The sequence below is a fragment of the Streptomyces coryli genome (genome assembly GCF_011044975.1).
In the GTDB taxonomy this organism is placed as follows: domain Bacteria; phylum Actinomycetota; class Actinomycetes; order Streptomycetales; family Streptomycetaceae; genus Streptomyces; species Streptomyces coryli.
Genome location: NZ_JAAKZV010000015.1, coordinates 1 through 24,844, shown reverse-complemented (window position 1 = coordinate 24,844; position 24,844 = coordinate 1). Strand labels below are relative to the sequence as shown.

Sequence of the window (24,844 nt, the reverse complement as noted above, 5' to 3'; positions counted from 1 at the left end):
TCTCAGAACAGCGTCGGGTCGTCGAACGCGCCCGAGGCCACCAGATAGACGTAGAAGTCGGCCGCCGCCACGCTGATCAGCGAGGCCCAGGCCAGGAACATGTGCCGCTCGTTCAGCTTCCCCACCCAGCCCCAGAGCTTGTAGCGCACCGGGTGCTTGGAGAAGTGCTTCAGCCGGCCGCCGACGATGTGCCGGCACGAGTGGCAGGAGAGGGTGTACGCCCAGATCAGCACGATGTTCGCGAGGAATACGAGGGTGCCCAGGCCCATGTGGCCCCACTCGTAGTCGCTGTTCCGGAACGCGAGCACGGTGTCCCACGTCAGGATCAGGGCGACCAGCACGGCCGCGTAGAAGAAGTACCGGTGGATGTTCTGCAGCACCAGCGGGAAGCGGGTCTCGCCGGAGTACTTCTTGTGCGGCTCCGCCACCGCGCAGGCCGGCGGCGACGCCCAGAAGCCGCGGTAGTAGGCCTTGCGGTAGTAGTAGCAGGTCAGGCGGAAGCCCAGCGGGAAGATCAGGATGATGATCGCGGGCGAGAGGCCCCACCAGCCGCCGAGGAGGTCGAAGTTGGGGCCGCCCTTCATCGGCTCGCAGTTCTCCGCCAGACAGGGGGAGTAGAAGGGCGAGACGTACGGGGCCGCGTAGTAGTCCGTGTTCGCGAAGGCCCGCCAGGTCGAGTAGATGACGAAGGCGAGCAGCCCGGCCGCGGTGGCGGCCGGTGCCAGCCACCATCGGTCCGTACGCAGATGCCGCTCTCTGATCGCGGCGCGTCCGGGGGCGGTGACGCCCCCGGCGGGGGGCGGACTGTCGGGGGCGGGTCGTTCGGTGGCTTCGGTTGCCAAGGTGGTCTCCGGGACGGGGATGGGGGAGGTGAGGCTCAGAGGGAGCTGCCTCCGGCCCTCTAGGGAGCGTGTCGGTCGCTCGCGCCGAGTCCTTCGTCGTCGCAGTCGCTCCACAGGGAGCGGTCGTACGGCTGGTCCGGGATCCGGACCACCGACGGCTGCGGCCCGGCCGAGCGCGGCGCGGCGTCACGCAGCAGCGCGAGACTCTCGCGTAGATGCTCGGTGTCGGTACGGACACGGCGGATCTCCAGCTCGCCCACGCCGGGACTGGACTGGAGCCGGCCGATGGTGCGCGTGAGATCGTCGAGACAGCGCTGAGCCGCCGTCAGTTCGTCGTGCAGGGACATCTTCTGCCCTCACCTCCGCAATGTGCGGCGCTGACCTGGTGAGTGTTGCGCGTCACACTCGCGCTTGGGAAGGGATCTGCGGATATCCGCTCCCGCGGGGGACAAGCCGTGTCCGCTTGACGGGGCGTGTCGTCGGACAGTCGCACGACTGCGCCAAACGGGTCGCTTTGTGTCCGGGGTCCGCCGCGCCTCCCCATTCGGGCCGCACCGCTGTCATTCAGTGGGTTGGCACTCGATGTGATCAGCAGGAAAAGGGGCCATACGTGGTCACGGCGGAGGTAACGGACATGACCCAAGTCAGCCGCAGGCAGCGCCACCGCGCCGCACGGGCCGCCGCGGCACTGGCCGCCGCCGGTCTGGTGCTGCCCCTGGCGGCCTCGTGCAGCTCCGGCGGGGCCGCGTCCTCGACGGCCGCCGAGGACGTCACCACCGCGCAGCGCTCGGCGCTGAAGAGCGGTGGCACGGTGCGCTGGGCGGTGGACGCGCTGCCGCACACGTACAACGCCTTCCAGGTCGACGCGGGTGAGGCCACCGACCGCGTCGCCGAGGCGGTGCTGCCCGCGCTCTTCACCACCGACAAGCACGGCCGCCCGCAGCTCAACGAGGACTACCTGCGCTCCGCCGAGGTCACCAAGCGGGAGCCGCGCCAGAAGGTCGTCTACCAGCTCAACCCCAAGGCCCGCTGGAGCGACGGCCGGCGCATCGGCATCGCCGACTTCCGGGCCCAGTGGATGGCGCTGAACGGCAAGAACAACGCCTTCTGGACCGCCCGCAACGCCGGCTACGACCGCATCAAGTCGATCAAGCCGGGCAAGAAGAGCGGCGAGATCGAGGTCACCTTCAAGGAGCCGTACGCCGACTGGCAGGGCCTCTTCACGCCGCTGTACCCGAAGAGCGTGATGGGCAGCCCCGACGCTTTCAACGACACCTCGCGCACCGAACTCGACGTCGTCGCGGGCCCGTTCACGCTGGACGACGGCAGCAAGGACGACGGCAAGAAGGGCGACAAGAAGGACCGGAAGAAGCCCAAGCTGAGCAAGAAGCGCGGGGTCGAGCTGGTCCGCAACGCCGAGTGGTGGGGCAGCCGCCCCGCGCTCGACAAGCTGGTCTTCAAGCCCGTCAAGCGGGCCGACCGCGAGCAGGCGCTGGCCGACGGCCGGATCGACATCGCCGAGGTGGACCGCGACTTCGCGCTGGAGGTCGCCCAGGCCCGTAAGGCCATGCGGCAGAAGGCCCGCACCGCCCAGGCGGCGGGCAAGCCGCAGCACGCGAAGCACATCAGCAGCACGGAGAAGCAGGCCGACGACAAGAACAAGGGGAGTAAGAAGCTCTCCGAGGCCGAGAAGAACACCGCCGAGCTGCCGAAGAAATTCACCGTCCGCAAGGCCCTGGAGCCCGCCTACACCCAGCTTGCCCTCAACGGCAGCAGCGGCCCCCTCGCCGACGAGGCGGTACGGCACGCCGTCGCCCGCGCCGTCGACCGCGGCGAGGTCGCCCGCAGCGTCCTCGGCCCGCTCGGGCTGCCGGCCAGGCCGCTGGGCAGCCACCTCTTCATGAGCGTGCAGCAGGGTTACGAGGACCACAGCGCCGCGCTCGGCGAGCAGGACGTGCAGGCCGCGCAGGCGCTGCTCGCCGAGGCCGGCTGGAAGGGCGGCCCGATCGGCCGCAAGAACGGCACGGCGGACGCCAAGCAGGAGGACTCCAAGCCCGGCATGCTCGCGCCGCGCGCCATCGAGCTCCCCTTCTCCGTAGCGGCCGGGGCGGACATGCACCGCACGGCGCTGCGCGAGCAGGCGAAGCTGCTGAAGGTGGCCTCGAAGTACGGTGAGGACGGGACCGAGTACGCGAAGGCGAAGAAGGCGGCCCGGGCCACCCAGGCCAGGATGGCCAAGGAGAGCGACCCGCTGGCCGCGGCGCCGCGGAACCGGCCCTTCGTCAAGGACGGCAAGCCGCTGACGCTGAAGTTCGTGGTGCCGTCCGACGAGGGCTCGGCGCAGCTGCGGGCGGTGGCGGCCCGGATCGTGCGGATGCTGGACTCGATCGGCGTCCAGGCGAAGATCATCAAGGCCGGCGGCGACAGCTACTTCAAGGACTACATCGCGGCCGGCCAGTACGACCTGGCGCTGTACTCCTGGCCCGGCACCGCCTACCCGGCCACCGATGCCCGTCCGATCTACGCCAAGCCGCAGCCGGCCCCCGACGGCTCGCTGCTGGTCGAGCAGAACTACACCCGGGTCGGCACCGACGAGGTCGACCAGCTCTTCGACCAGGCGGCGGGCGAGCTGGACCCGACGGCGCAGCGCCAGCTGCTGGCCAAGGCCGACACCCGGATCTGGGCGGCCGCCGGATCGCTCCCGCTCTACCAGCGCCCGCAGCTGGTGGCGACGAAGAATGGCCTGATGAACACCGGTGCGCACGGGTTCGCAACCCCCCGATACCAGGACATCGGCTGGCGCCGCTGAGGCCTGAAACGCGGAACCCTCGGCCGTCCCCGTAAAATGGGGGACGGCCGAGGCGATTTCCGCCCGGCGGCGGCTGGATCACAACAGGAAGAGCCGCAACCCACGAGCCCCGGAGAAGCGCCGCCGCATGCCCACGCGCAACGACATCCGCAACGTCGCCATCGTCGCCCACGTCGACCACGGCAAGACCACCCTGGTCGACGCCATGCTCAAGCAGGCCGGCGCCTTCGCGGCGCACGACCTCGAGTCGGTCGACGAACGCATGATGGACTCGAACGACCTGGAGCGTGAGAAGGGCATCACGATCCTCGCCAAGAACACGGCGGTGAAGTACCACCCCAAGGGCGGCGGTGAGCCGGTCGTGATCAACATCATCGACACCCCCGGCCACGCCGACTTCGGCGGCGAGGTGGAGCGCGGCCTGTCCATGGTCGACGCCGTCGTGCTGCTGGTGGACGCCTCGGAGGGCCCGCTCCCGCAGACCCGCTTTGTGCTCAGGAAGGCCCTGGAGGCCCGCCTCCCGGTGATCCTGTGCATCAACAAGACGGACCGCCCCGACTCCCGGATCGCCGAGGTCGTGGACGACTCGTACGACCTCTTCCTGGACCTGGACGCGGACGAGGAGCAGATCGAGTTCCCGATCGTCTACGCCTGCGCCCGCGACGGCATCGCGTCCCTCACCAAGCCCGAGGACGGCACGGTCCCGCAGGACAGCGACAGCCTGGAGCCGTTCTTCACGACGCTGCTGCAGCACGTCCCGGCCCCCTCGTACGACGAGGAGGCCCCGCTCCAGGCGCACGTGACGAACCTGGACGCCGACAACTTCCTCGGCCGCATCGCGCTGCTCCGCGTCGAGCAGGGCGAGCTGAAGAAGGGCCAGACGGTCGCGTGGATCAAGCGCGACGGCACGATGCAGAACGTCCGCATCACCGAGCTGATGATGACCGACGCGCTGACCCGTAAGCCGGCCGAGAAGGCCGGTCCCGGCGACATCTGCGCGGTGGCGGGCATCCCGGACATCATGATCGGCGAGACCCTGGCCGACCCGGAGAACCCGGTCGCCCTGCCGCTGATCACGGTCGACGAGCCGGCGATCTCGATGACGATCGGCACGAACAACTCGCCGCTGGTCGGCAAGGGCGGCAAGGGCCACAAGGTCACGGCGCGGCTGGTCAAGGACAGGCTGGACCGGGAACTGATCGGTAACGTCTCGCTGCGGGTGCTGCCGACCGAGCGTCCCGACGCCTGGGAGGTCCAGGGGCGTGGCGAGCTGGCGCTCGCGATCCTCGTGGAGACCATGCGCCGGGAGGGCTTCGAGCTGACGGTGGGCAAGCCGGAGGTCGTCACCAAGGAGATCGACGGCAAGGTGCACGAGCCGGTCGAGCGGATGACGATCGACGCGCCCGAGGAGCACCTGGGCGCCATCACGCAGCTGCTGGCGGCGCGCAAGGGCCGCATGGAGACCATGACGAACCACGGGTCCGGGTGGGTCCGGATGGAGTTCGTGGTGCCGGCGCGTGGGCTGATCGGCTTCCGTACGGAGTTCCTGACGCAGACGCGTGGTACGGGCATCGCGCACTCGATCTTCGAGGGTCACGAGCCGTGGTTCGGTGAGCTGCGCACGCGTAACAGCGGGTCGCTGGTCGCGGACCGCATGGGTGCGGTGACGGCCTTCGCGATGACGAACCTGCAGGAGCGGGGGACGCTCTTCGTGGAGCCGGGTACGGAGGTGTACGAGGGCATGATCGTCGGCGAGAACTCGCGCGCCGACGACATGGACGTCAACATCACCAAGGAGAAGAAGCTCACCAACATCCGCTCGGCGACGTCCGACATCGCGGAGTCGATCGTCCCGCCGCGCAAGCTGTCGCTCGAGCAGTCGCTGGAGTTCTGCCGCGACGGCGAGTGTGTGGAGGTGACGCCGGAGACGGTGCGCATCCGTAAGGTCGCGCTGGATGCGCGCGAGCGGGCCCGCGCCATCTCGCGCGCGAAGCACGCCTGAGGTTTCCTGCGGCTCCGCCGCGGAAGTCCTCAAGCGCCGGACGGGCTTGATTTGGTGGTCCAGTGCCGCCGAATCAAGCCCGTCCGGCGCTGCGCGCGCACCGCCATCAGCCTGTCGGCGCTGCGGGCCATCCACTATCAGCCTGTCGGCGCTGCGGGCGCACCTACTATCAGCCCGTCCGGCGTTTGAGGACTCCGCGCGGAGCGCGGAACCGCGCCGCAGGCGCGAAGGGCGTCAGCGTGACGTCGTCACCCGCACGTCGTGCTCCTCGGCCTGGAAGGCCATCGTTCCGCCCAGGGCCAGCGCGGCCAGCGCAGCTGCGGCGGCCACCGATACACGCAAACGGCGAGGCAGCGTGCGTACGCACGCATCGTCGCCCAGCGCCGTGCGGGTGCGCGCCGCCAGCCACGCCTCGGCCGGCTCCTCGGCCAGGCCGCAGGCCCGTACATACGCCCACAGCAGCTCCTCACGCGGCAGCGTCTGCCGCGTCAGCATCGACGCCGCCGTCGACGACGGAAGCCACTCCCCGGCCGCCGACGCCGCTCGCTCCAGCTGCCGGTAGCTGCGGCCCGACCACGTCTTCAGGCGGCGCAGTGATGCCATGAACTCCGCCTCGTCCGCCGTCGCGGGCGGTTCCGGGGGTGGCACGACGGTCATGGCGGCTCCTCGCTGACCTGGCCGTACGGCGATTCGTACGGTCTCGGACACCTCGCCATCTTGGGCAGGCCGCCCAGCTGGGGTCAACCTGCGGGATCAGCCGCCGAGTTGACCCGAGGAGCGAGCCCATGAAGATCCGTGCCGCCATCGCCGCCGTTCTCACCGCCCTGCTGCTCATCGGCTGCGGGCACGCCGAGGCCCGGATCGGTGCGAAGCCGCCGCGCGACCCCGTCGACCGTCGTATCGACGCCTTCCTCCGCCGCACCCTCCCCGACGGCCCCACCGGCACCGTCATGGCCGCCCGCGGGAACAAGCTGGTCCATTGCGCCGGATTCCACCCCCGCCGCGCCGGCAACGACTGCGACACCGTCTACGACGTCATGTCGATCACCAAGCAGTTCACCGCCGCCGCGGTGCTGAAGCTGGAGGCGATGGGGCGGCTGAAAGTGAGCGATCGACTCAGCACCCATCTCGGCGCCGACGGCGCCATCGTGCCGCCGGACAAGCGCGGCATCACCCTCCATCAGCTCCTCACCCACACCTCCGGGCTGCCCGAGGGTCTCGGCGACGACTACGAGCCCGTCTCACGCCGACAGCTCATCCAACGCGCCCTGCGCGCCGACCTCCGCCCTGACCGCGGCTTCCACTACTCCAACCTCGGCTACAGCCTCCTCGCCGCCGTCGTCGAGCACGCCTCAGGCCTCCCGTACGAGCGCTTCCTCGCCACCCGGCTCTTCGAGCCCGCCGGCATGCGGCACACCGGATACGTCCTGCCGCGCTGGGACAGGGACAAGATCGCCGTCGAGTACGACGCCCGCGGGCGCAGCCAGGGCACGCCCCTCGACCACCCGTGGGCGGATGACGGCCCGTACTGGAACCTGCGCGGCAATGGCGGGATGCTCTCCACCGCCCGCGACACGTTCGCCTGGCACCGCGCCCTCAGCCGCGGCAGCGGAAAGGGCGGCGTGCTGCCGAAAGCCCAGCTCCGGAAGCTCTTCACCCCGTACGTGCGGGAGCCGGGCGGCAGCGGTTCGTACGGATACGGGTGGGCCTTCGCCGACACTCGCGTCGGGCGCGCCGCCTGGCACAACGGCGGGAACGACTGGTCCTTCGCCAGTACCGGCAGGACCATAACGGGCGACGGGATCACCGTCTTCTGGGTGACCAACACCGCGTATCGCGGCGGACGCTGGAACCTGGAGACGCTAGAGGAGGACATCACCTTCGGCCTAGCGAATTACCTCTCTCGTCGATCATGAAACGTCCGGTATTCGGACGGTCCGGCCCGCATCTCGCGTTAACAGACCGTTTCGTGACTGTCTGTCTAGCCTTGTTGTGTCCATATTTCGGCCAATCCATCACACGAGGTGTGATCGGATCGAGACCAACCCGGCGTAGTTGCCGTGCCCAACTTCCCCGATAGTGATGGGCATTGAGCTCGACCACATGGCAGGCCAACGTATTGGCATGTCGGCATGCGAGCGTGCGCAAGGCGGGGGAGTAGTGCCGGGGGTTGCGTAACCGGCATCAACTGGCCCTGTGCTTCGACTCGTTGGACAGTGATTCTCGAGGAGGCTTACCCATGCGGGGTGCGACAAGTGCCAAATGGGCGGCGGCGGCTGTAGCCGTCGCGCTGGCGGCGACGGCCTGTGGCGGTGGCGATGACGGTGGCGATGGCGACAAGGGTGCATCGAAGCCCCAGGTCACCATGTATTCAGGCGAGCCTCAGCACGGCCTGATCCCGTCCAACACGTACGAGTCCGAGGGCACGCAGGTCATACAGGCGCTGTTCACCGGCCTTGTTTCGTACGACGCCAAGACCAGCGAGCCGCAGCTGGCCATGGCCGAGTCCATCGAGACCGAGGACAGCAAGAAGTGGACGATCAAGCTGAAGGACGGCTACACCTTCCACAACGGTGAGAAGGTCACGGCCAAGTCCTATGTCGACGCGTGGAACTGGGGCGCCAACCAGGAGAACGCGCAGGAGACCAACCCGCTGTTCGCGAAGATCGACGGGTACAAGGACCTGAACCCCGGCGAGAAGAAGAAGCCGACGGCGAAGACCATGAAGGGCCTGAAGGTCGTCGACGAAAAGACCTTCGAGGTCACGCTGACGGACCGGTTCAGCCAGTTCAAGATCATGCTGGGCTTCAACCCCTTCATGCCGCTGCCGGAGGCGTTCTTCAAGGACCCGAAGGCTTTCGAGGAAGCGCCGATCGGCAACGGCCCGTTCAAGATGAGCGGGAAGTTCGAGCACAACAAGCAGATCAAGACGGTGCTCAACAAGAAGCACCCCGACGCCGGTGACTACAAGATCGCCGGTGTCACCTTCAAGATCTTCGCGGATCTGGAGGCGGGCTACCGCGAGCTGCAGGACGGCAACGTCGACATCATGGACACCATCCCGGTGTCCGCGCTGGAGACCGCCGACCGTGACCTCGGCGAGCGCTTCATCAAGGGTGACGAGGCCTCGGTCGCGTACATCGGCTTCGACAACAAGACGCTGAAGGCCACCGACGCCGACACCCGCAAGGCCATCTCGATGGCCATCGACCGGAAGACCATCGCCGAGAAGATCTACGCCGGCAGCCGTACGCCGGCCGACGACTTCGTCAACTCCGGTGTCCCGGGCTACCGCGAGGGCAACTGCGACTCCTGCAAGTACGAGCCGGCCGAGGCCAAGAAGCTCTACGGCGCCTCGAAGGGCCTGCCGGGCGACAAGCTGACCCTGGCGTACAACGCGGACGGCGACCACAAGCAGTGGATCGAGGCGGTCGGCAACCAGCTCGAGGAGAACCTCGGCATCAACGTCACCGTGAAGCCCTTCGAGCAGTTCCAGGGCATCCTCAACGACCTCGGTGACAAGAAGTACGAGGGCGCCTTCCGGATGGGCTGGATCCAGGACTACCCGTCCATCGAGAACTGGCTGCGGCCGCTGTTCTCGGAGGAGGCCATCACCAACGGCTCCAACTACTCGGGTTACATCAACCCGCAGTTCGAGAAGCTGATGGACGAGGCCGACCAGTCCGAGAACGAGGACGAGGCCATGAAGAAGTACCAGGCCGCGGATGACGTCCTCGTCAAGGACATGCCGTACATCCCGATCTACAACTACAGCCGGGTCGGCGCGGTCAGCGAGGAGCTCGCCCCGCTGGTCTTCGACCCGTCGGGTGAGGTGGACTGGAAGACGGTCAAGCCCGCCTCGTAACCGGTCCACAGAAACACCGCTCCAGGGCGGCAGCCGCAGCGCCGGGGACCCCCCGGCGCTGCGGTCCGCGCCCGAACAATCCGCATTACTGGAGACCTGATGGGCCGCTACCTAGTCCGGCGCCTGCTGCAGGCGATCCCTGTACTGCTCGGCGCCACCCTGATCATTTTTCTGCTGGTCTTCGCGCTCTCCGGCGACCCCCTCCAGGCCCTGGCGGGAGACCGCCGCCTGAGCCCGGCCGTGGCGGCGCAGCTGCGCGAGCAGTACCACCTGGATGACCCCTGGTATGTGCAGTACTGGTACTACATGTCCGGGGTGTTCTCCGGTGACTTCGGCGAGACCTATACGGGCCGCGAAGTCTCGGAGATCATGAGCGAGCGCTTCCCGGTGACCCTGAAGCTGACCGGCCTGGCCTTCCTCATCGAGGCCGTGCTCGGCGTGCTCGCGGGCGTGCTGGCCGCGCTGCGCAAGGGGAAGTTCCTCGACCAGCTGGTGCTGCTCAGCACGCTGCTGCTGATCTCTATCCCGATCTTCGTGCTGGGCTCGGTCCTGCAGCTGATGGTCGGTGTGAAGTGGGACCTGCTCCCCGTCACCTACAAGGACGAGGAGAGCTTCACCAGCCTGCTGATGCCGGCGTTCGTGCTGGCCTCCATCTCGACGGCGTATCTCGCCCGGTTGATGCGCACCAGCCTGATGGAGTCGATGCGGGCCGACTACGTCCGTACCGCCGTGGCCAAGGGCCTGCGCCGCGAGCGCGTCATCGGCCGGCACGCGGTGCGCACCGCACTGATCCCGGTGGTGACCTATCTCGGTTACGACCTCGGCTCCCTCATGGGCGGCGCGATCATCACCGAGCAGATCTTCAATATCCCCGGCGTCGGAAGCCAGTTGTTCCAGTCGGTCTATCTGCGGGAGCAGACGACGGTGGTCGGTTTCGTCACCGTGCTGATTCTCGTCTATATCGCCGCCAACCTGCTGGTGGACATCCTGTACGCCGTGCTCGACCCGAGGATCCGCTATGACTGACCCCACGGCCGCACCTACCATGCCCGCGCCAGGTACCACGGACGGTGCCGACGAGCAGGCGAAGTCCGAGCGCGTCGCCAGCCTGTGGTCCGACGCCCGCCGGGACCTGGTCCGCAATCCGATCTTCCTGATCTCGGCCGTCATCATCCTCGGCCTGATCGTGCTGTCCGTCGCGCCCCAGTTGTTCACCGAGCGCAGCCCGTACGAGAAGGGCTTCTGCCAGCTGAGCAACTCCATGGAGCCGCCGAAGAGCGGGCACCCCTTCGGCTACGACGTGCAGGGCTGCGACGTCTACACCCGCACCATCTACGGTGCCCGCAACTCCGTCATCGTCGGCATCCTGACCAGCGCCATGACCTCCATGGTCGGTGGCGTCCTCGGGCTGATCGCCGGACTGCGCGGCGGCTGGGTGGACACGGTGCTCTCCCGGATCACCGAGATCTTCTTCGCCATCCCGCTGATGCTGGGCGGCCTGCTCTTCCTGTCGATGTTCGACACCGGCAATGTGTACACCGTGGCGCTCATCCTGATGGTGCTCGGCTGGCCTTCGGTGTTCCGGATCATGCGTGGTGCGGTGCTGTCCAACAAGCACAACGACTACGTCATCGCGGCCCGCGCGCTGGGTGCGGGCACCTGGCGGATAGCCACTCGCCATGTGCTGCCCAACGCCATCGCCCCGGTGATCGTGCTCTCCACGATCAACCTCGGGATCTATATCTCGGCGGAGGCGGCCCTGTCCTATCTGGGCATCGGCGTCCAGTCGCCGAACATCTCCTGGGGGCTCATGATCGCTGACGCCCAGAGCAGATTCCTCAACCACCCGCACATGCTGCTCTATCCATCGCTTTTCCTGAGCGTGACAGTGCTGGCATTCATCATGCTCGGCGACGCGGTGCGCGACGCCCTCGACCCGAAGCTGCGTTAGGAGGGCGTGCGATGACACTCATCGACAAGGCGGCGGACCTGCCGGCCCCGCGTTCGGAGCCGGACAGCGGCCCGCTGCTGGAAGTCCGCGATCTGCACGTGGAGTTCCGTACCAACGAAGGCGTCGCCAAGGCCGTCAACGGCGTCAGCTACAGCGTGAGCGCCGGCGAGACCCTGGCGGTGCTCGGCGAGTCGGGGTCCGGGAAGTCGGTCACCGCCCAGACCATCATGGGCATCCTCGACATCCCGCCGGGGAAGATCACCAAGGGTGAGATCCTCTACCGCGGCCAGGACCTGCTGAAGATGTCCAGCGAGCAGCGGCGCAAGATCCGCGGGCGGAAGATCGCGATGATCTTCCAGGACGCACTCTCCGCGCTGAACCCCGTCTTCAGCGTCGGGTACCAGCTGGGCGAGATGTACCGCAAGCACCAGGGCGCCTCCCGCAAGGAGGCGAAGGCGAGGGCCATCGAGCTGATGGACCGGGTCCGTATCCCTGCCGCGAAGCAGCGGGTGGGCGACTATCCGCACCAGTTCTCCGGCGGCATGCGGCAGCGCATCATGATCGCGATGGCGATGGCGCTGGAGCCGGACCTGATCATCGCGGACGAGCCGACGACCGCGCTCGACGTGACGGTGCAGGCGCAGGTGATGGAGCTGCTCGCGGAGCTGCAGCGCGAGTACAACATGGGCCTGATCCTGATCACCCACGACATGGGTGTGGTGGCGGACGTCAGCGACAAGATCGCGGTGATGTACGCGGGCCGGATCGTGGAGACGGCTCCGGTGCACGAGCTGTACCGGCGCCCCGCGCACCCGTACACCAAGGGCCTGCTGAACTCGATCCCGCGCCTGGACCAGAAGGGCCAGGAGCTGTACGTGATCAAGGGGCTGCCGCCGACCCTGACCAACATCCCGCCCGGCTGCGCCTTCCAGCCGCGCTGCCCGATGGCGCAGGACGTGTGCCGCACCGACATTCCCCCGCTGTACGAGGTGAAGGACGCGGACGACCGGGCGATGCCCGGCCGCGGGAGCGCGTGCCACTTCTGGAAGGAGACGCTCGATGGCTGAGCTCGACAAGCCCGGGGGCGGTCCGAACGACCAGCCGGCCGACGCGGTGCCGGAGACGCCGAGCCTGACCAAGGTGGAGCAGGTGGACGCGGCGACGGACGAGTCGGCGATCGCCGTCATCGACCGGCCCGCTGAGCGCGGCGAGCCGATCCTGCAGGTACGGAACCTGGTCAAGCACTTCCCGCTGACCCAGGGAATCGTCTTCAAGCGGCAGGTCGGCGCGGTCCGCGCGGTCGACGGCGTCTCCTTCGACCTGCACCAGGGCGAGACCCTGGGCATCGTGGGGGAGTCCGGCTGCGGCAAGTCCACGGTGGCGAAGCTGCTGATGAAGCTGGAGGAGCCGACCTCCGGGGAGATCTTCTACAAGGGCGAGGACATCGCCCGGCTGAGCGGCCGGGCGCTGAAGGCCGTACGCCGCAACATCCAGATGGTCTTCCAGGACCCGTACACCTCGCTGAATCCGCGGATGACGGTCGGCGACATCATCGGGGAGCCGTTCGAGATCCACCCCGAGGTGGCGCCGAAGGGCGACCGGCGGCGGAAGGTCCAGGAGTTCCTGGAGACGGTGGGGCTCAACCCGGAGCACATCAACCGGTACCCGCACCAGTTCTCCGGCGGCCAGCGGCAGCGCATCGGCATCGCGCGCGGCCTGGCGCTGAACCCGGAGATCATCATCTGCGACGAGCCGGTGTCGGCGCTGGACGTCTCCATCCAGGCGCAGGTGATCAACCTGATGGAGAAGCTGCAGGACGAGTTCACCCTGTCCTACCTCTTCATCGCGCACGACCTCAGCGTCGTCCGGCACATCTCCGACCGCATCGGCGTGATGTATCTGGGGCGGATGGCGGAGATCGGCACCGACCGGCAGATCTACGACCACCCGACGCACCCGTACACCCAGGCGCTGCTGTCCGCCGTGCCCGTACCGGACCCGGATGTGCGCGAGGACCGGGAGCGGATCATCCTCACCGGCGATGTGCCGTCGCCGGCGAATCCGCCGTCGGGCTGCCGGTTCCGTACGCGGTGCTTCAAGGCGCAGGACAAGTGCGCCGAGGAGGAGCCGCTGCTCGCGGTGCCGGCGGTCTTCAGCGGGTCGGACTCGCCGGCGAACCATGAGTCGGCGTGCCACTTCGCCGAGGAGAAGAGCGTGCTCGCGGGCTGAGGCGCGAGCGCTGCGCGGGCCGAGCGGCCCGGTGCCCCGAAGTCGGGGCGCCGGGCCGCTTTTTCGTTCGCAGACGCTTACGCGGATGGACGTCAGGGCGGGATCTGTTACTCGTCCGTATACCGGACGATGATGTGTGGTGAACGCAACAGAGTCCGTTTTTGCGTGATCTGTCTAGTACGGTCTGTCCCTATTTGTCTTTCTTAAAGGATCTTGCGTGATCTGATCGAGACCTTTTAAGTGTGGTTTACAGGCACTGTCGTGACCGATAGTGAATTCACTTGAGGCTCGGTTCCTTACCCGGGTGCTCACCCCCTTCAGATCAGAACAGTGCACTCCTAGGAGGAACCCATGCGCGGTGCGAAGAGCGCTAAGTGGGTCGCCGGCGCGATAGCCGTCGGTCTCGCGGCTACGGCCTGTGGTGGCAGCAGCGACAGCGGCAGCGGCGGGGGTGAGGTCGACCCGAACGGCATCTTCAAGATGCAGGGCGGCGAGCCGCAGAACCCGCTGGTGCCGACGAGCACCATGGAGACCAACGGCGCCTACATCGCCATGACGGTCTTCGACCAGCTCACGGGCTATGACTCCAAGGGCAAGCTCACCATGGAGAACGCCGAGTCCGTGGAGTCCAAGGACAACAAGACCTGGACCGTCAAGCTCAAGCCGGACTACACCTTCCACGACGGCACCCCGGTGACCTCCGACTCCTACGTCGACGCCTGGAACTGGGCCGCCAACCCGAAGAACAACCAGACGCAGGCCTCCTGGTTCTCCGACATCAAGGGCTTCGCGGACGTGCACCCGGAGAAGGGTGACCCGAAGGCCGACAAGCTGGCCGGTCTGAAGGTGGTCGACGACACGACCTTCACCATCGAGCTGAACAACCCGATGCCGGCCTTCGCGTACAAGCTCGGCTACTACGCGTTCTCGCCGCAGCCGAAGTCGTTCTACAAGGACCCGAAGGCCGCCGGGCAGAAGCCGGTCGGCAACGGCGCCTACAAGTTCGTCAGCTGGGAGCACAACAAGCAGATCGAGATCAAGAAGTACGCCAAGTACCAGGGCCCGAACCAGGCCAAGAACGGCGGCGTGATCTTCAAGAACTACACCAAGCTCGAGGCTGCCTACGAGGACCTGCAGTCCGGCAACGTGGACTCGATGACCCAGCTCGCCCCGCGCGACCTGGCGAAGTACAAGGACGACCTCGGCGACCGCGCCATCGACCAGCCGTACTCCGCCACCCAGACGATCGTCCCGGCCTTCTACGGCAAGCAGTTCAAGGACGTCGACCCGAAGGTCCTCCAGGGCCTGTCGATGGCGATCGACCGCGACACCATCACCAAGACCGTGCTGCAGGGCACCCGCGTGCCCGCCACCGGCTTCGTGCCGTCGACCGTGTTCGGCTACCAGAAGAACGCCGCCGGCGACGTCACCAAGTACAACCCGAAGAAGGCCAAGCAGCTCATCAAGGCCGGCGGCGGCGTTCCGCAGAACAAGATCTCCATCCAGTACAACGCCGACGGCGGTCACAAGGAGTGGGTGGACGCGGTCTGCAACTCCATCCGCCAGGCCGTGAAGGTGGAGTGCACCGGCGCGGCGAAGACCACCTTCCAGGCGGACACGAAGGCTCGTGACGCCAAGGAGGTCAAGTCGATGTACCGCTCGGGCTGGGTGCAGGACTATCCGCTGAACATGAACTTCATGCAGGACCTGTACGGCACCGGCCGCGCGGGCAACCAGTCGGACTTCTCCAGCAAGAAGGTCGACGACATGATGGCCAAGGCTGACTCCGCCAAGGACCTCGACGCCTCCGTGAAGGCGTACCAGCAGGTCGAGAAGGAGCTGGTCAAGGAGATGCCGGCGATCCCGCTCTGGGACCAGAAGGTGAACTCCGGCTACTCCGAGAACGTCCAGAACGTGGAGTTCGACCAGCACGGCGACCCGGTGTTCCACCAGGTCGAGGTCCTGAAGAAGTAGCAGTCACCGCGTAGTTCGCGACGGCGGCCGGCGGGCCCACACCCCGTACGACCCGGGGAAGGCCCGTCGGCCGCCGCTGCCGCGCCCGCTCATATGGAGGCACGATGGGGCGTTACGTCGTACGACGACTGCTCCAGATGATCCCGGTGTTCGTCGGGACCACTCTGCTGATCTTTCTCATGGCGTACACGCTGCCCGGGGACCCGGTGCGCGCCATGTTCGGGGACCGGGGTGCCGACCCCGCGACCCTCGCGCACATCCGGCACGACCTCGGTCTCGATCAGCCGCTGATCAAGCAGTACTGGGACTACCTCACCGGCATGGTGCTGCACGGCGACTTCGGCACCCAGATCCAGAGCGGCCGGCCGGTCACGGACGTGCTCAGCGACGCGTTCCCGGTGTCGATGCGGCTGGCGCTTATCGCGTTCGGCATCGAGCTGGTGCTGGGCCTCGCGCTGGGCATCGTCTCCGGCCTGAAGGCCGGCAAGCTGCGCGACAACGTGGTGCTGCTGCTGACGCTGCTGCTGATCTCGGTCCCGGTCTTCGTCCTGGGCTTCCTCTTCAAGTGGCTCTTCGCCAACCAGCTCGGCTGGGTGACGCCCAACGTCCAGGACTCCATGTCCGTCAGCGAGCTGTTCCTCCCGGCGACCGTGCTCGCGGCCCTCTCGCTCGCGTACGTCGCCCGGCTCACCCGCACCTCGATCGCGGAGAACCTGCGCGCCGACTACATGCGCACCGCCGTCGCCAAGGGCCTGCCCCGGCGCCGCGTGGTGGGCGTGCACCTGATGCGCAACTCGCTGATCCCCGTGGTCACCTTCCTCGGCTACGACATCGGCTCGCTGATGGCGGGCGCGGTGGTCACCGAGGGCATGTTCAACGTCAAGGGCGTCGGCTACTACCTCTTCGACGCCATCCAACGGCAGGAGGGCACCACGGTCGTCGGCCTGGTGACCGTCATGGTGCTGATCTACCTCGCCGCCAGCCTCATCGTCGACCTGCTCTACGCGGTCCTGGACCCGAGGATCCGCTATGCCTGACACGCTTACGAAGGACGCCCCGGCTCCGGCCGTCGAAGCCGCCACCCCGGCCCCGGACAAGGCCCGCAGCCTCTGGGGCCACGCCTGGCGGGACCTGCGCCGCAACCCGTACTTCATCGTCTCGGCGCTGCTCATCGTGCTGCTGCTGGTGATCACCGCCTGGCCCGGCCTGTTCACCGGCGCCTCCCCGCGCCGGGCCGACCTGGCCAATCACTACCTGGGCGAGCCCAACTGGGGCCACTTCTTCCAGACCGACTGGTTCGGCTACGACAAGCAGGGCCGCAGCATCTACGCCCGGCTCATCTACGGCACCCGTGCCTCGGTGCTGGTGGGCATCAGCGTGACGGCGCTGGTGGTCTTCTTCGGCGGGCTCGTCGGCCTGGTGGCCGGCTACTTCGGCGGCTGGGTCGACGCGGTCCTCTCCCGGGTGATCGACATCTTCCTGGGCATCCCGTTCCTGCTGGGCGCGATGGTCGTGATGCAGGCCTTCACCGACCGGAAGTGGTGGATGGTCTCGCTGGCGCTGGCCTTCCTCGGCTGGACCCAGATAGCCCGCGTCATGCGCGGCTCGGTGATCACGGTGAAGCAGGCGGACTACGTCCAGGCCGCGAAGGCGCTCGGCGCCTCCACGCCGCGGATCATGCTCCGGCACATCCTGCCGAACGCCCTCGCCCCGGTGATCGTCGTCGCGACCATCGCCCTGGGTACGTACATCACGGCGGAGGCGACGCTGTCGTACCTCGGTCTCGGCCTGTCCGACCCGGCCGTCTCGTGGGGCCTGGACATCTCCCAGGGCGCCGACAACCTCCGCAACGCCCCGCACACCCTGATGGCCCCCGCGGTCATGCTCAGCATCTGTGTGCTGGCGTTCATCATGCTCGGCGAAGCGGTCCGCAACGCCCTCGACCCCAAGCTGCGCTGAGTGAGGCGTCAAGTGACTACTGCAGAGAACACCACCCCGCTGCTCGAAGTCAGCGACCTGCACGTCGAGTTCCACACCCGGGACGGCGTGGTCCGCGCGGTCAACGGCGTCAACTACTCGGTGAATTCGGGCGAGACCCTCGCCGTCCTCGGCGAGTCAGGGTCCGGCAAGTCCGTCACCGCGCAGGCGATCATGGGCATCCTCGACATGCCGCCGGCGAAGATCCCGCAGGGCGAGATCCGCTTCCGCGGCCAGGACATGCTGACCATGTCCCGCGAGGAGCGCCGGCAGCTGCGCGGCCAGAAGATCGCCATGATCTTCCAGGACGCGCTGTCGTCGCTGAACCCGGTGCTGAGCGTCGGCTACCAGCTCGGCGAGATGTTCCGCGTCCACCAGGGCCTGAACAAGAAGCAGGCCAAGGCGAAGGCCATCGAGCTGATGGACCGGGTGAAGATCCCGGCCGCGGCGCAGCGGGTGAACGACTACCCGCACCAGTTCTCCGGCGGCATGCGCCAGCGCATCATGATCGCGATGGCACTGGCCCTGGAGCCGGACCTGATCATCGCGGACGAGCCGACCACGGCGCTGGACGTCACCGTCCAGGCGCAGGTGATGGACCTGCTCGCGGAGCTCCAGCAGGAGTTCCACATGGGCCTGATCCTCATCACCCACGACCTCGGCGTGGTCGCGGACGTGGCCGACAAGATCGCGGTCATGTACGCGGGCCGGATCGTGGAGACGGCTCCGGTGAAGGAGCTGTACGCGCAGCCCGCCCACCCGTACACCCGCGGCCTGCTCGACTCGATCCCGCGCCTGGACCAGAAGGGCCAGGAGCTCTACGCGATCAAGGGCCTGCCGCCCAACCTGCTCCGGGTCCCGTCCGGCTGCGCCTTCAACCCGCGCTGCCCGAAGGCGGAGGACATCTGCCGTACGGAGCTGCCGGCGCTGGCCGCCGTATCCGAGGACCGCGGCAGCGCGTGCCACTTCTGGAAGGAGACGCTCAATGGCTGAGCAGACTTCGCAGCGAGAGCCGATTCTCCAGGTTCGCAACCTGAAGAAGCACTTCCCGCTGACCCGGGGGGTCGTCTTCAAGAAGACGGTCGGCGCGGTGAAGGCCGTCGACGGCATCTCCTTCGACCTGTTCCAGGGCGAGACCCTCGGCATCGTCGGCGAGTCCGGCTGCGGCAAGTCCACGGTGGCGAAGCTGCTGATGAACCTGGAGCAGGCGACGGCCGGCGAGGTCTTCTACAAGGGCCAGGACATCACCAAGCTGTCCGGGCGCGCGCTGAAGGAGGTCCGCCGGAACATCCAGATGGTGTTCCAGGACCCGTACACCTCGCTGAACCCCCGTATGACGGTGGGCGACATCATCGGCGAGACCTTCGACATCCACCCGGAGGTGGCGCCGAAGGGCGACCGCCGCCGGAAGGTCCAGGACCTGCTGGACGTCGTGGGCCTCAACCCCGAGTACATCAACCGGTATCCGCACCAGTTCAGCGGCGGCCAGCGGCAGCGCATCGGCATCGCGCGCGGCCTGGCGCTGAACCCGGAGATCATCATCTGCGACGAGCCGGTGTCGGCGCTGGACGTGTCGGTGCAGGCGCAGGTGATCAACCTGATGGAGAAGCTGCAGGACGAGTTCAACCTCTCCTACATCTTCATCGCGCACGACCTGTCGATCGTGCGGCACATCTCCGACCGGGTCGGCGTGATGTACCTGGGCAAGATGGCGGAGATCGGCACGGACACCGAGATCTACGACCACCCGACGCACCCGTACACCCAGGCGCTGCTGTCGGCGGTCCCGGTGCCGGACCCCGAGGCCAGGGACGGCCGCGAGCGGATCATCCTCTCCGGCGACGTGCCGTCGCCGGCGAATCCGCCGTCGGGCTGCCGGTTCCGTACCCGCTGCTGGAAGGCGCAGGACAAGTGCGCCGAGGAGGTGCCGCTGCTCGCGGTGCCCGAGCGCTTCCGGGACACGGACTCGGGCGCGGCACACGAGTCGGCGTGCCACTTCGCCGAGGAGAAGGACGTCGTGCACGCGGCGTAACCCATCAACGAGGGCCCCGGGCACCCCAAGGGGGGGAGCTCGGGGCCTTTGCCCGTTTACGTGCTTCGCCCAGGGCGGAACGCCGGTCCCTGCCTTGCGGGCCGCGGCGCTCCTATGCTGAGGCGATGACGACCACGCAGCCGGAGCCTCTCCGAGTCGTACCCCTGCCGCAGCCGAAGGAGCCCCTGTGGCGCGACGTCGTCGGCGACGTCCTGCGCCGCGAGCGTCTTGCGCAAGAGCGCACGCTCAAGGAGGTGGCCGAGGAGGCGCGCATCTCCATGCCCTACCTCTCCGAGGTGGAACGCGGCCGCAAGGAGGCCTCGTCGGAGGTCCTCGCGGCGGCGGCGCATGCGCTCGGCCTGCGGCTGGCGGATCTTCTCGGGCGCGTACAGGAGGAGATCCTGCGCACCGCGCAGCCGGCTCTGCGGTCGGAGACCTCGCTCGCGTCGGTCACCCGCCTGGGCAGCCGCAGCTCGGCCACGCGGGCGGCCGGACCCGGAGCGGGCGAGGTGCGGCTGGCGGCGTAGCCGACGGGCTTACGGGTCGCAGGGGTCGCAGTGGACGTCTGCGGGCGGTTTGTCATGGAGCAGGGTGTCGAGCCAGTCGGTCAGCCGGACGCCCTGCACTTTGAGCTTGTAGAACGTCTCGAACTCGAAGAGCCCGTGGCCCTCGCCGGGTGCGGTGTAGCTGTGCAGGTCTGTTCCCGTGGCTTCGACGGCCTTTTCGTTGGCGTCGATGACGGCCAGCTCGTCGAAGCCGGGCACGGTGTCGACGCTCGGTGAGTCGCCGGGTTCCCATCCGCTGATCTCGACGGCGGCGTGGGGGTCGTAGGCGAAGTCGAATCGGGACAGCACGAGGTCGGCGTTGTGCCGGCCGGCTCGGTTCCAGAATCTGGGGACGCCCCATTGGCGGGCGGTGAGTCCTTGGACGGCCCAGCCGGGCATGGTGTCGTAGGCGCCCCATGCCTTGTCGAGGACGTCGGTGTTGAAGTCGGGATTGTCGGGCCAGGCGCCGGACTGGCCGCCGAACACGGTGACCTTGGCGTCGGGGAGCCGGTCGGCGACGAGTCCGCCGTAGATGGGGGCGGCGATCGACCCCGCGGTCTTGCCGACGACGACGATCTCCTTGGCGTTGGGATAGTGCTTGGCGAGGTGGTCGAGCGCCGCCGTTCCGTTGGCGTAGCCGCGGTGCTCGACGGTCAACTCCGGCGAGTAGGCCTGGGAGGCGTTGCCCAGGTGGGCGTCACCGGTGCAGGAACTCACATAGAGAAACGAGTAACCGGCGAACGGATTGTCCGCCCTCGTGACGTCGAACATCCCGCCCCGGTTGTCCGGGTTGGTGTTCTGGAGATTCCAGTCGTAGAGCTCGCTCTCGCCGGGAGAGCCGTCGCTGGTGAAGGCACAGCTGGCCGCGTCCCAGCAGACACCGCCGCCGTTCAGGAAGAACACGACCTTGGCCGGATCGGCGCGGTGTTCCCAGAAGTTGAACTTGCTGCCGTCGGCGCAGTTGCAGTCACCTGCCGGTACGACCCGTTCCCACTTCAGCGGGTCGGCGGCGTGGTGCCCGGGGGCGCCGCACCCGGCCAGCACGAGGGCCGTAGCGGCGAGGAGAAGCAGTGGTGTCTTCATCATGCTGCTCAGGCTGCGCGGTGTCGCAACGGCCGCGCGCCTGCCCGGAGTCATGCTCCGAACCCTGACTTTCGGCGGGTATCGGGCGGCGACGCCGGGCCTTAAGGTGTTGCCTCCTATGAAGAGTCAGGTGGCAGGCTTACGGGGCGCCTTACGCCGGTCGAGCGTTCAGGACGCCGGCCTCGCCGCCTTGCTGCTGGCCGGCACGTGGGCCGGTGCCGGTGCGTCCGTGACTCCGGTGCTCAGCGACTCGTTCGCCGCTGCGGCCGGGCTGCGGGAGCCGTTGGTCCAGTGGGTCCTGATCGGGATCTGCGTCGCCGCCGTGGCGGTGCGCCGCAGGTGGCCGGTTCCGGCGTTCGCCGCGGCGTCGCTCGCCGCCGTGGGGCAGATGGCGCTGGCGGCGGGGCCGGTGCCCGCCGACCTGGCCGTTCCGATCACCCTCTATACGATCGCCGCGCAGCGGCCGCCCAAGGTGTCGCTCGTCCTGCTCGGTGCCGCCCTGGCCTTGGCGACGGTCTGGTCGGCGTTCGTGGCGTACGACGGCAGGACGGACGGCTGGCTGCACGGCGGCCCCTTCGGCCGCGGCGGACAGGAACGCCCGCCGGGAGCCGCGGCCGGTGAGGTACCGCCGCCCACCGAGGGACCCACGTTCGGCCCGACGGACTGGGGCGGGATGCCCGTCCTCGGCCCCCTGCTCGCCGGCGCCTGGGCGATCGGGTGGGGCCTGCGCAGCCGCCGCGCCTATCTCGCCGAACTCCGGGCGAGGGCACAGGACCTGGAGCGCGAGCGCGACCAGCAGGCCGCGCTCGCCGTGGCCGCCGAACGGGCCCGTATCCACCGCGAGCTGCACGATGTGGTGGCGCACGGCCTGGCCGTCATCGTGATGCAGGCGCAGGGCGGCGCCGCGGCGTTCGCCAACCGGCCCACCGACACCCTCGCCGCGCTGGACACCATCGTGGCGACCGGCCGCGCCTCGCTCGCCGACATGCGGCAGGTGCTGTCCGCGCCCGAGCAGCCCGAGCAGCCCGACGCCCCCGCGCGGCCGGTGCCGGGACTGGCGCAACTGCCCCGCCTCATCGACCAGGTACGGCAGGCTGGCACCCCGGTCCAGCTGCGCATCGACGGATCGCCGTGCCCGCTGCCCGCCGGCGCGGACGTCTCGTCGTACCGGATCGTCCAGGAGGCGCTCACGAACACCATGAAGCACGCCGGGCCCGGAGCCCGCGCCCACGTGACGGTGGCCTACGGCAGCGACGAGCTGCGGCTCGATATCAGCGACAACGGCGCCGCCGCCGTGCCGGCCGCCGACGGGACCGGCAACGGGCTGCGGGGCATGCGCGAACGCGCGGCGCTGCTCGGCGGCGAGGTGTCCGCGGGCCCCGGCCCCGACGGCGGTTATGCCGTACGGGCCCGCATCCCCCTCGATCCGGGACTCGATCCGGGAGCGACCGCATGATCCGTGTCCTCCTGGTCGACGACCAGGACCTGCTCCGTACCGGCCTGCGGATGATCCTCGAGAACGCCGAGGACATGGCCGTCGTCGGGGAGACCGACGACGGCGCCACGGCCGCCTCGCTGGCCGCCGAAACGGCCCCCGACGTCATCCTGATGGACATCCGGATGCCCGAGGTCGACGGCCTCGAGGCGACCCGCCGCATCCGCGCGTCGCTTCCCGAAGGGCCGCGCATCCTCATCCTCACGACCTGGGATCTCGACGAGTACGTGTACTCCGCGCTGCGCTCCGGCGCCAGCGGCTTCCTCCTCAAGGACACCCTCGCCGCCGACCTGCTGTCCGCGATCCGCGTGGTGGCGAACGGCGACGCCATCGTCGCGCCACCGGTGACCCGGCGGCTGATCGAACGCCACATCGGCACGTCCGGCGACCCGCTGCCGCGTACGGAGGCCGAACTCCGGGTCCTCACCGAGCGCGAACGCGAGGTGCTCGAACTGATCGCCCGAGGCCTGTCCAACGCCGAGATCGCCGGCCGTCTCTTCCTCACCGAAGGGACCGTGAAGGGCCACGTCAGCCGCATTCTGACCAAGCTCGGCCTCCGGGACCGGGTGCAGGCCGTGATCTTCTCCTACGAATGCGGCCTGGTCCGCGCCGGCATGTGACGGCGGCCGTCAGGCCGCCGGTTGCAGCCGCCGGCTCAGCACCGAGTCGGCGAGTCCGTACGCGACCGCCTCCTCCGCGGTGAAGACCTTGTCCCGGTCCATGTCGGCCCTGAGCGTCGCCACGTCGTGGCCGGTGTGGCGGGACAGGACCTCCTCCATCTGCGAGCGGATCCGCAGGACCTCCTTGGCCTGCACGCTCAGATCCGATGCCGTGCCCTGCATGCCGCCGGTCGCGGGCTGGCCGAGCAGCACGCGGGCGTGTTCCAGTACGGCCCGGCGCCCGGGGGCGCCGCCCGCCAGCAGCAGCGCCGCGGTCGAGCCCGCCTGGCCCACGCAGGTCGTGGAGATCGGGGCCTGCACGTAGGTCATCGTGTCGTAGATCGCCATCAGTGAAGTGTGCGATCCGCCGGGCGAGTTGATGTAGATCTGGATCTCGCTGCCCGGGCTGTCCGACTCCAGGTGGAGGAGCTGGGCGATGACCACGTTCGCGACCCCGTCGTCGATCTCCGTGCCGAGGAAGATGACGCGGTCGTTGAGCAGCCGGCTGTAGATGTCGTAGGCGCGCTCGCCCTGCGGCGTGCGCTCGACGACGTTCGGAATCGTGTACGAGCTCATCAGTACAGCCCCACCCTCTGCTTGCGCGTGCTGGCCGGACGCACGTCCGCCATCGACTCGACCACCCGGTCGACCATTCCGTATTCCTTCGCCTGCTCCGCCGTGAACCAGCGGTCCCGGTCGCCGTCGCGGGCGATCGTCTCCTGGGTCTGGCCGGTGTGCTCGGCGATCAGCCGCTCCATCTCGCGCTTGGCGAACTCCAGGTTCTCCGCCTGGATCTCGATGTCCGCGGCGGAGCCGCCGATGCCGCCGGAGGGCTGGTGCATCATGATCCGGGCGTTCGGCAGCGCGAACCGCTTGCCCGGGGTGCCGACCGTGATCAGGAACTGGCCCATGCTGGCCGCGAAGCCCATCGCCACGGTCGCGACGTCGTTCGGGATCAGCCGCATCGTGTCGTAGATGGCGAGGCCGGCGTGTACGGAGCCGCCGGGGCTGTTCACGTACAACGCGATGTCCGTGCGCGGGTCCTCGGCGGACAGCAGGAGCAGCTGCGCGCACACGCGATTGGCGGAGACCTCGTCCACCTGGGTGCCGAGAACGACGATGCGCTGCCCGAGCAGCTGCGTCGCCAGATGATCGTCGAAGGGGGTGGGGGCGGTGTCCCCGTCCGCCGCCCTGGGTTGCTGAGTCATGGTGCCTTGCCTCCTGACTGGTCGGGCCTACTGCTGCGACTGTCCGTCGCGGGGGCCCCGGCGCGCCAGGGATCTCTGCCGGGGGCAGATCTGCCGAGGGCAGAGCGATGTCTGCGGCCGCCGGTTGCGCGCGGGGTTTCCGGCGCTGCGCGCCGTGGCTGTACCCACCCGCC

22 protein-coding genes are annotated in these 24,844 nt (G+C 68.4%); 16 read left to right on the top strand and 6 right to left on the bottom strand.

What is annotated here, in order from left to right; translation table 11 throughout:
* Window positions 1-2 precede the first annotated feature (2 nt).
* Together G5C51_RS06010 and G5C51_RS06005 are read right to left on the bottom strand one after the other, a co-directional pair.
* Window positions 3-842: a hypothetical protein gene (locus G5C51_RS06010; RefSeq protein WP_165232884.1), complete on the bottom strand. Its 840-nt coding sequence runs from the start codon at window positions 840-842 to the stop codon at window positions 3-5.
* Window positions 843-901: 59 nt separating this feature from the next.
* Window positions 902-1,189, bottom strand: a complete 288-nt coding sequence (locus G5C51_RS06005) for a hypothetical protein (protein WP_165232880.1) — start codon at window positions 1,187-1,189, stop codon at window positions 902-904.
* A gap of 287 nt (window positions 1,190-1,476) precedes the next feature.
* On the opposite strand from G5C51_RS06005, the gene G5C51_RS06000 reads away from it, so the two are divergent.
* Window positions 1,477-3,651: an ABC transporter family substrate-binding protein gene (locus G5C51_RS06000; protein WP_165232877.1), complete on the top strand. Its 2,175-nt coding sequence runs from the start codon at window positions 1,477-1,479 to the stop codon at window positions 3,649-3,651.
* Between the two features lie 127 nt (window positions 3,652-3,778).
* Window positions 3,779-5,653 (top strand): translational GTPase TypA, encoded by a 1,875-nt coding sequence (gene typA, locus G5C51_RS05995; protein WP_165232874.1) that lies wholly within the window; start codon window positions 3,779-3,781, stop codon window positions 5,651-5,653.
* Window positions 5,654-5,887: 234 nt separating this feature from the next.
* Here the strand turns inward: typA and G5C51_RS05990 are convergent, their stop codons facing one another.
* A complete protein-coding gene (locus tag G5C51_RS05990) occupies window positions 5,888-6,310 on the bottom strand; it encodes a hypothetical protein (RefSeq protein WP_165232871.1) in 423 nt (140 codons plus the stop codon).
* A gap of 128 nt (window positions 6,311-6,438) precedes the next feature.
* Between G5C51_RS05990 and G5C51_RS05985 the strand changes: the two genes are divergently transcribed.
* The 12 genes from G5C51_RS05985 (at window position 6,439) to G5C51_RS05930 (ending at window position 20,208) form a co-directional block, all read left to right on the top strand.
* Complete coding sequence (locus tag G5C51_RS05985; protein WP_165232869.1) at window positions 6,439-7,569, top strand: serine hydrolase domain-containing protein; 1,131 nt, start codon at window positions 6,439-6,441, stop codon at window positions 7,567-7,569.
* A 323-nt stretch (window positions 7,570-7,892) separates the two neighbouring features.
* Window positions 7,893-9,518 (top strand): peptide ABC transporter substrate-binding protein, encoded by a 1,626-nt coding sequence (locus tag G5C51_RS05980; RefSeq protein ID WP_165232866.1) that lies wholly within the window; start codon window positions 7,893-7,895, stop codon window positions 9,516-9,518.
* Between the two features lie 99 nt (window positions 9,519-9,617).
* Window positions 9,618-10,544 (top strand): ABC transporter permease, encoded by a 927-nt coding sequence (locus G5C51_RS05975; RefSeq protein ID WP_165232863.1) that lies wholly within the window; start codon window positions 9,618-9,620, stop codon window positions 10,542-10,544.
* Window positions 10,537-11,469, top strand: a complete 933-nt coding sequence (locus G5C51_RS05970) for an ABC transporter permease (protein WP_165232860.1) — start codon at window positions 10,537-10,539, stop codon at window positions 11,467-11,469. Before G5C51_RS05975 ends, G5C51_RS05970 begins: the two co-directional genes overlap by 8 nt.
* A gap of 11 nt (window positions 11,470-11,480) precedes the next feature.
* Complete coding sequence (locus G5C51_RS05965; protein WP_165232857.1) at window positions 11,481-12,536, top strand: ABC transporter ATP-binding protein; 1,056 nt, start codon at window positions 11,481-11,483, stop codon at window positions 12,534-12,536.
* A complete protein-coding gene (locus G5C51_RS05960) occupies window positions 12,529-13,698 on the top strand; it encodes an ABC transporter ATP-binding protein (protein ID WP_165232854.1) in 1,170 nt (389 codons plus the stop codon). The genes G5C51_RS05965 and G5C51_RS05960 overlap by 8 nt, the downstream gene beginning before the upstream one ends.
* A gap of 351 nt (window positions 13,699-14,049) precedes the next feature.
* Window positions 14,050-15,672, top strand: coding sequence for a peptide ABC transporter substrate-binding protein (locus G5C51_RS05955; protein ID WP_165232851.1), 1,623 nt, complete (start codon window positions 14,050-14,052; stop codon window positions 15,670-15,672).
* A 104-nt stretch (window positions 15,673-15,776) separates the two neighbouring features.
* On the top strand, window positions 15,777-16,709 hold the full coding sequence (locus G5C51_RS05950) for an ABC transporter permease (protein ID WP_165232848.1): 933 nt from the start codon (window positions 15,777-15,779) through the stop codon (window positions 16,707-16,709).
* Window positions 16,702-17,631 (top strand): ABC transporter permease, encoded by a 930-nt coding sequence (locus G5C51_RS05945; RefSeq protein WP_165232845.1) that lies wholly within the window; start codon window positions 16,702-16,704, stop codon window positions 17,629-17,631. The genes G5C51_RS05950 and G5C51_RS05945 overlap by 8 nt, the downstream gene beginning before the upstream one ends.
* Window positions 17,632-17,643: 12 nt before the next feature.
* Window positions 17,644-18,642: an ABC transporter ATP-binding protein gene (locus tag G5C51_RS05940; protein ID WP_338118029.1), complete on the top strand. Its 999-nt coding sequence runs from the start codon at window positions 17,644-17,646 to the stop codon at window positions 18,640-18,642.
* Window positions 18,635-19,681, top strand: coding sequence for an ABC transporter ATP-binding protein (locus G5C51_RS05935; RefSeq protein ID WP_165232839.1), 1,047 nt, complete (start codon window positions 18,635-18,637; stop codon window positions 19,679-19,681). Before G5C51_RS05940 ends, G5C51_RS05935 begins: the two co-directional genes overlap by 8 nt.
* Window positions 19,682-19,806: 125 nt before the next feature.
* Window positions 19,807-20,208 carry a helix-turn-helix domain-containing protein gene (locus tag G5C51_RS05930; protein ID WP_165232836.1) on the top strand — a complete coding sequence of 134 codons (402 nt, stop codon included), beginning with the start codon at window positions 19,807-19,809 and terminating at the stop codon, window positions 20,206-20,208.
* Window positions 20,209-20,217: 9 nt separating this feature from the next.
* Here the strand turns inward: G5C51_RS05930 and G5C51_RS05925 are convergent, their stop codons facing one another.
* The gene (locus tag G5C51_RS05925; protein WP_206313495.1) at window positions 20,218-21,312 is read right to left on the bottom strand and encodes a pectin acetylesterase-family hydrolase; all 1,095 of its coding nucleotides are present in this window, start codon (window positions 21,310-21,312) and stop codon (window positions 20,218-20,220) included.
* A 127-nt stretch (window positions 21,313-21,439) separates the two neighbouring features.
* Here G5C51_RS05925 and G5C51_RS43985 point away from each other — a divergent pair, with 127 nt between their 5' ends.
* Entirely contained in the window at window positions 21,440-22,765 is a 1,326-nt protein-coding gene (locus G5C51_RS43985; protein ID WP_206313494.1) for a histidine kinase, read from the top strand.
* On the top strand, window positions 22,762-23,424 hold the full coding sequence (locus G5C51_RS05915) for a response regulator (protein ID WP_165232828.1): 663 nt from the start codon (window positions 22,762-22,764) through the stop codon (window positions 23,422-23,424). Before G5C51_RS43985 ends, G5C51_RS05915 begins: the two co-directional genes overlap by 4 nt.
* A 9-nt stretch (window positions 23,425-23,433) precedes the next feature.
* Here the strand turns inward: G5C51_RS05915 and G5C51_RS05910 are convergent, their stop codons facing one another.
* Window positions 23,434-24,039: a ClpP family protease gene (locus G5C51_RS05910; protein ID WP_165232825.1), complete on the bottom strand. Its 606-nt coding sequence runs from the start codon at window positions 24,037-24,039 to the stop codon at window positions 23,434-23,436.
* Complete coding sequence (locus G5C51_RS05905) at window positions 24,039-24,671, bottom strand: ATP-dependent Clp protease proteolytic subunit (protein WP_165232822.1); 633 nt, start codon at window positions 24,669-24,671, stop codon at window positions 24,039-24,041. The genes G5C51_RS05910 and G5C51_RS05905 overlap by 1 nt, the downstream gene beginning before the upstream one ends.
* Window positions 24,672-24,844: the final 173 nt, after the last annotated feature.